We start from the raw sequence: 5555 nt of genomic DNA, 5'->3' as shown, positions 1-5555 counted from the left end.
GGGATGGACGTTGTAGCCGTCCAGCGAGCCGTCCTCCAGCGGGCTGGTGGCGTAGCCGACCTTCTGCATCGCCCGTTTGGTGAACTCGTCCGTGTCGACGATGATCTCGGCGCCGCGCGGCACGTCGGCGATGTTCGCCTTCAGGGCCGCCGGATTCATCGCCACCAGCACATCGGGCGCGTCACCCGGCGTGAGGATGTCGTGGTCGGCGAAGTGCAGCTGGAACGAGGAGACACCGTGGAGGGTGCCTGCGGGCGCGCGGATCTCGGCGGGAAAGTCGGGCAGGGTCGACAGGTCGTTGCCGAACAGGGCCGTCCCCGCGGTGAAGCGGTCACCGGTGAGCTGCATACCGTCACCGGAGTCCCCCGCGAACCGGATGACGACCCGAGCCGGTCGGCGGACGTCTTTCGCGCCCGACACATGATCGTCCACAGCGGGCACTGATGACATGTTCACGTTCCCTCAATTCGGAATGGCGTCAAGATCGGCCCAGCGGGTGTGTCGGCCAGAAGGTGGCCGATTCATCCCTGCTTATTCACAAACTGTCTCGATAGTGTGTTCTTTCGGACAGGATCAGGTGCTGCACCGCCGAGGTGGAGTGACTTGATGCACGTATACGTCGTACGCAGGCTCGTGTACGATGTATCGCGAGAGTCTGGAGTGGCTGTGTACGGGGGCTGGTGAAAATGGCCGAGCGGCAAAGCGGCAGGCCGGGCGCGAGTGCGCCGACGGATTGAACGATCACGATGAGACGGTCACCGCGTGACGGGCCGTCGGTCGAGTGATTATTCCTCGATTTCCTATTGTTGCGACGGCGTTTCTAATTTTCTTTATTCATCGACTGTCAATCATTGATCTTTGACGGATCGACTAAGTGGTCTGTACCCTCAAGGGGACCTTCTATTGATTGGCGCGACGCTCGCTTGAACGGATGAATATAGGGGGATTCACGGATGGGGCACCATTCCATAAGGTTTGCGCAACCAAGCCATTCGGAGCAGGCCGCCGCGCGAAGTACGCAGGTCAGGCCAGAGGCAAGGCGAGCTCGCAAGGCATTACGCGTGCTCTCCGTCGACAGCGAGCCGCAGGTCGCGAAAGCACTCATCCGCAACCTGTACCGGCACGGATTCCAGGCGGAGAGCGTGCCCACCGGAGCACAGGCGTTACAGCGTTTCCAGAGCGCGGATCTGTTGCTCGTCGACCTCGATCTGCCCGACCTGGACGGGGTCGAACTCTGTCGCAGCATCCGGTCCGTCTGCGATGTGCCGATCATCGTCGTCACGGCACGTGACTCGGAACTGGACCGCGTGCTCAGTCTGCGCGCGGGTTCGGACGACTATGTGACCAAGCCCTACAGTCTCGCCGAACTGATAGCCCGCATCGAAGCCGTCATGCGCAGGGCCTCCTGGCGGCCGGTCTCCGTGGAGGAGGCCATCACGGTCGGCCCGCTCGGTATCGACCCGCGCGCCCGGGAGATCAGCCTCGACGGCCGGCCCGTGGACGTGACCCGCAAGGAATTCGATCTGCTGTATCTGCTCGCCTCGCAGCCGGGCAGAGTGGTCACCCGCCGGCAGATCATGGCGCAGGTCTGGCGGGACTCCAGGTCGGAGCCGGGGCGCACCATCGACACGCATGTCAGCAGTCTGCGGAGCAAACTCGGATCGAGCGGCTGGATCGTCACCGCCCGCGGTGTCGGCTTCCGCCTGGGGCAGGCCTGATCCTTCCCCGAAGGCCGCCCCGGCGACGGTCTCCCCACGGCGTCACCGAGGGCGTTCGCGCCGTGTTCCGCGGTGTACGCGGCTCGGGAGACACCCGGATCAAGGTCTCCTCACGCTGCCCCGCGCCAGCCCGGCCGAGGGTCGGCGGCCCAGGACGTGGCCGTCCTGCGCCTGGCCGAGAACGGGGTCCAGTGAGCCCCGGTCGCCGAGCCCTCGCCCGTTTCCGGCCGCGCGTGCTCCGCCCTCGCCGCGCGCGCGGCCAGAACGGTGGAGAGCGCCACCGCGATCGCGGCGACCTCCTCGGCCGTCGGTGAGCCGCTGACGATCCGCCAGGCGTGCTCGGTCACCAGCCGCGAGACACCGGCGGTGCCGTCCTCCTGTGCTGCCATGGTTCCTCCCCGAGAGATGCCGTCGGCCCTCCGGAACCGTCTCGGGTTCCGGAGGGCCGACGGGCGGGCCCCGTACGTCAGGCGCGGGACCGGCGGATCGCCTCCAGCGCGGCCACCGCGACGAAGCCGACGAACAGATGCATCGTGATCAGCGTGGCGGCGGTGCCGCCGTCGGTGTCCAGCGTCAGCGGGCCGATGGCGGTGAGCACCGCCACCGCGCCGCCCGCGAACTGCCCCACCCGGAGGAAGACCGGCTTCCAGCGGGCCAGCAACACGGTGGCCGTGATGCCGATCACCGGCGCCGCGATCGACATGAAGATCACGCCGCCGGCGTTGATCTCGTCGGACTTGCCGTTGAGCTCCAGGACGAGCGAGGCGCCGGCCGCGTCACCGATGAACAGGACGACGAGATTGACGGCCGCGGCGAGAGCGGCGGCCCCCACCACCGCCTGCCACGTGGACAGCGCTCGTCGTCCCCGGGCGGCGGGGTCGGCGGCGGGGATACTGCTGGTCATGGAGCCCTCCGGGCTGTCGTGCCGTGCCGGGAGGACGGGGAGCCGCCCGGTCCCGGCACGGCGGTCGTGGAGACGGTGTGTTCCGCTTCCGGCGCGAGGACCGGACGCCCGGACGGTTCGTCAGGCGGGGTCCAGGGACAGGGCGTGCCGGAAGACGTTCTTGGGGTCGTAGGTGTTCTTGACCCGCTGGAGCCTCGGGTAGTTGTCCTTCCAGAACAGCGAGTACCAGGGCACCCCGGTGGTGTTCTGCGCCGGATCGCGCATGTCGATGTCGGGGTAGTTGATGTAGCCGCCGTCCTGCCGGTCGTTGGGCACCGGGAAGCCGCCGGTCTCGGCGTGGACGTTCTTGCGCAGCGTGCGGATCCAGTTGACCTCGGCCTCGTCCTGCGCGGGGTCGGACCAGTTGTCGGAGTACCAGAGCTTGATGACGGAGTCGCGTTGCGGGATCGCCGTCGCGGACGAGGGCACCGTGTTGATCCGGCAGCCGTAGGCCGCCAGATACACCAGGCCGACGCCGTAGTGGCCGGGATCGGTCAACGACCGGTAGACCTGGCTGATCTGAGGTGCCGTCAGCGGCTTGCGCAGATGACCGCCCATGGACTTCTGCCGCGAGTAGGCGCCGTAGCTGGCAGTCGGCTCCAGGGCGATCTCCAGCCATGTTCCTTCCTTGACGTCGATCGTCGGCTGCACCCCGACACCCGCGTTCACCGCGTTGATGTAGTCGTCGTGGAGCTGGGCGGTGTTCGGCAGCGTGGCGTCCATACGGATCTCCAGCTGGATCGAGCCCGCGATCGAGGAGTGCAGCTGGAACGAGCTGTGCATCACCGCGTACGGGGATCCCGGAGCGCTGTTCGCCGCGTGCCAGGCGCCGTGGTTCAGCACCAGCCGGGTGAAGGCCGCCTCGGTCAGCTGCGCCCAGGGCCAGGTCACGTACGTCTCCCGCATCCGCGCGGGCGGCTTGGGCAGGAGCGAGGACGCGCCGCCCGAGGCACCCGGGGTGCGGAACCAGAACCGCGTCACGATGCCGAACCCGCCGCCGCCACCGCCGGTGTGCGCCCACCACAGGTCGCGGTGGGGGTCGTTGGCCTCGCGGGTGGCGATGATCGTACGGGCCCTGCCGCCCCTGTCGGCGACGACGACCTCGACGGCGTACAGGTGGTCCACGACCAGGCCGAACCGGCGGGACAGCGGGCCGTACCCGCCGCCGGAGACATGACCGCCGACGCCGACCTCCGGGCACACACCGCCCGGGACCGTGACGCCCCAGCCCTCGTAGAGTGCCTTGTAGACCTCGCCGAGACGGGCGCCGGCCTGGACGGCGAAGGCGTTCATCGTCGGGTCGAAGGTGACGCCCTTCATCTCGGACAGGTCGACGAGCACCCGGAACTGGGGGTCGTCGACCAGCTTCTCGAAGCAGTGCCCGCCGCTGCGTACCGTGATGCGCTGGTTGCCGGCGATGGCCTGGTTGACGGCCTTCTCCACCTGGGAGGCGCAGTGGACGAGCCAGATCTCGTCCGGCGAGGCCACGAAGCGGGTGTTGTAGCCGCGGCCCGCGAGTGCGGCGTACCGGGCGTCACCCGGCCTGACGATCACCTCCGGATCGACGCGGGCGGCGACCCGGGCGGCGGCCTCGGCCGCGGTCGAGTTCAATGCGGTGAACCCCGCAGTGGCACCGGCCACCGCGATCGCGGAGCCCAGGAAAGTGCGTCGCGAAAACATGTTGAGCCCTATCTGTGCTGGGATGCCGACAAATCACCGCACTGGCGGATGCGGGCCGGGGGTTGACTTCAGCCAACCAGCCCCCGGGGGACGTCACCATGTGCTTGACATGGATCTGTCGTGGCTCGATGCGAAAGCTGATGTTCGGGACGCTCCGGGTCAGTCCCCGGAGGCGGATCGCGCCGCCTCGCGCAGTGCCGAGAGCAGCACGGCCTCCGGTTGGGATCCGGACAACTGCCGTACGCCGTCGATGAGGAACACCGGCACACCGGTGATGCCGAGCCCGCGCACGCGGTCGAGTTCGGTGCGCAGCGACTCGGTCGCGGCGGCGGCCTCCGCGGCCGTTTCCGGTGCCGATCCCGCTGTCTCGGAGCCGGGGCCGGAGTCGTCCGTCCTGACGCCGGTCTCGGCGGCGAGCCGGGCGAGGGTCCCGGGGTCGCCGATGTGCAGTCCGTCGGTGAAGTGCGCGCGGAAGAGCCGCTCCACCATCTCCTCGGCCCTTCCCTGCCGGGCGGCCCGGGCGATGAGCCGGTGCGCCTCGAACGTGCCGGTCGCCACGGCGCGTTCGTAGTGCAGCTCCAGCCCCTCCGCGGCCACCTGTCCGGCGAACTGGAGTGTCTGCCGTACCGCCTGCGGGCCGAACACCCGCTCCAGTACGGGGAGCAGGGGCGCTCCTTCGGTGCCCGCGCCCGGCGCGAGTTCGAAGGGGAGGAACTCCACCTGGATCCGGTGGCCTTCGGCCCGCAGCCGGTCCGCCGCACGGGTGAAGCGGGTGTAGCCGAGGTAGGAGTGAACACAGATCACGTCGAGCGCGATCCGGACGCGTACCGTCGCACTCCTCGTCGTTCGCTGCTCCATGTCGTGGTGCCTCCGTCGATCCGATGCGGTCACGTGCCGTGTCACTGTGGCTGGTTGCCGTGTTTGCGGGCGGGCAGGTCCGCGTGCTTGGAACGGAGCATGGCGAGGGACCTCACGAGGGTCACGCGGGTCTCGGCGGGGTCGATGACGTCGTCCACGAGACCGCGCTCGGCGGCGTAGTACGGGTGCATCAGCTCGGCCTTGTACTCCTTGACCATGCCCGCCCGCGTCGCCTCAGGGTCCTCGGCATCGGCGATCTGGCGGCGGAAGATGACGTTGGCGGCACCCTCGGCGCCCATCACGGCGATCTCGTTCGTCGGCCAGGCGTAGGTGAGGTCGGCCCCGATGGACTGGCT

The 5555-nt window shown here is 68.7% G+C and carries 7 protein-coding genes; 1 reads left to right on the top strand and 6 read right to left on the bottom strand.

Annotated features, from left to right (window positions below):
- Positions 1-450: 2-oxoacid:acceptor oxidoreductase family protein (locus ACZ4AA_RS38355; RefSeq protein WP_467613344.1), on the bottom strand; the 450-nt coding region annotated here is incomplete at its 3' end.
- Between the two features lie 611 nt (positions 451-1061).
- Here ACZ4AA_RS38355 and ACZ4AA_RS38350 point away from each other — a divergent pair.
- Positions 1062-1718, top strand: a complete 657-nt coding sequence (locus ACZ4AA_RS38350; RefSeq protein ID WP_467613341.1) for a response regulator transcription factor — start codon at positions 1062-1064, stop codon at positions 1716-1718.
- 110 nt (positions 1719-1828) lie between these two features.
- On the opposite strand, the gene ACZ4AA_RS38345 is transcribed toward ACZ4AA_RS38350, so the two are convergent.
- The 5 genes from ACZ4AA_RS38345 to ACZ4AA_RS38325 form a co-directional block, all read right to left on the bottom strand.
- Positions 1829-2107, bottom strand: a complete 279-nt coding sequence (locus ACZ4AA_RS38345) for an acyl-CoA carboxylase epsilon subunit (RefSeq protein ID WP_467613339.1) — start codon at positions 2105-2107, stop codon at positions 1829-1831.
- A 77-nt stretch (positions 2108-2184) separates the two neighbouring features.
- On the bottom strand, positions 2185-2622 hold the full coding sequence (locus ACZ4AA_RS38340) for a DUF6069 family protein (RefSeq protein WP_467613337.1): 438 nt from the start codon (positions 2620-2622) through the stop codon (positions 2185-2187).
- Between the two features lie 120 nt (positions 2623-2742).
- Positions 2743-4272: an FAD-binding oxidoreductase gene (locus ACZ4AA_RS38335; protein ID WP_467613335.1), complete on the bottom strand. Its 1530-nt coding sequence runs from the start codon at positions 4270-4272 to the stop codon at positions 2743-2745.
- A gap of 228 nt (positions 4273-4500) precedes the next feature.
- Positions 4501-5199: a DsbA family oxidoreductase gene (locus tag ACZ4AA_RS38330; protein WP_467613333.1), complete on the bottom strand. Its 699-nt coding sequence runs from the start codon at positions 5197-5199 to the stop codon at positions 4501-4503.
- Between the two features lie 41 nt (positions 5200-5240).
- Positions 5241-5555 (bottom strand): carboxyl transferase domain-containing protein (locus ACZ4AA_RS38325; RefSeq protein WP_467613331.1); only part of this gene is annotated, 315 nt, incomplete at its 5' end.

It is taken from the genome of Streptomyces sp. NPDC024698 (genome assembly GCF_055559015.1).
Note: the sequence above shows the minus strand (reverse complement) of the source record. Positions and strands in the feature narration are given on the sequence as shown.

Coding starts and splice junctions, on each gene's coding strand:
- ACZ4AA_RS38340 (WP_467613337.1), bottom strand. CDS start 2,622: ATGACCAGCAGTATCCCCGCCGCCGACCCCGCCGCCCGGGGACGACGA.
- ACZ4AA_RS38330 (WP_467613333.1), bottom strand. CDS start 5,199: ATGGAGCAGCGAACGACGAGGAGTGCGACGGTACGCGTCCGGATCGCG.
- ACZ4AA_RS38345 (WP_467613339.1), bottom strand. CDS start 2,107: ATGGCAGCACAGGAGGACGGCACCGCCGGTGTCTCGCGGCTGGTGACC.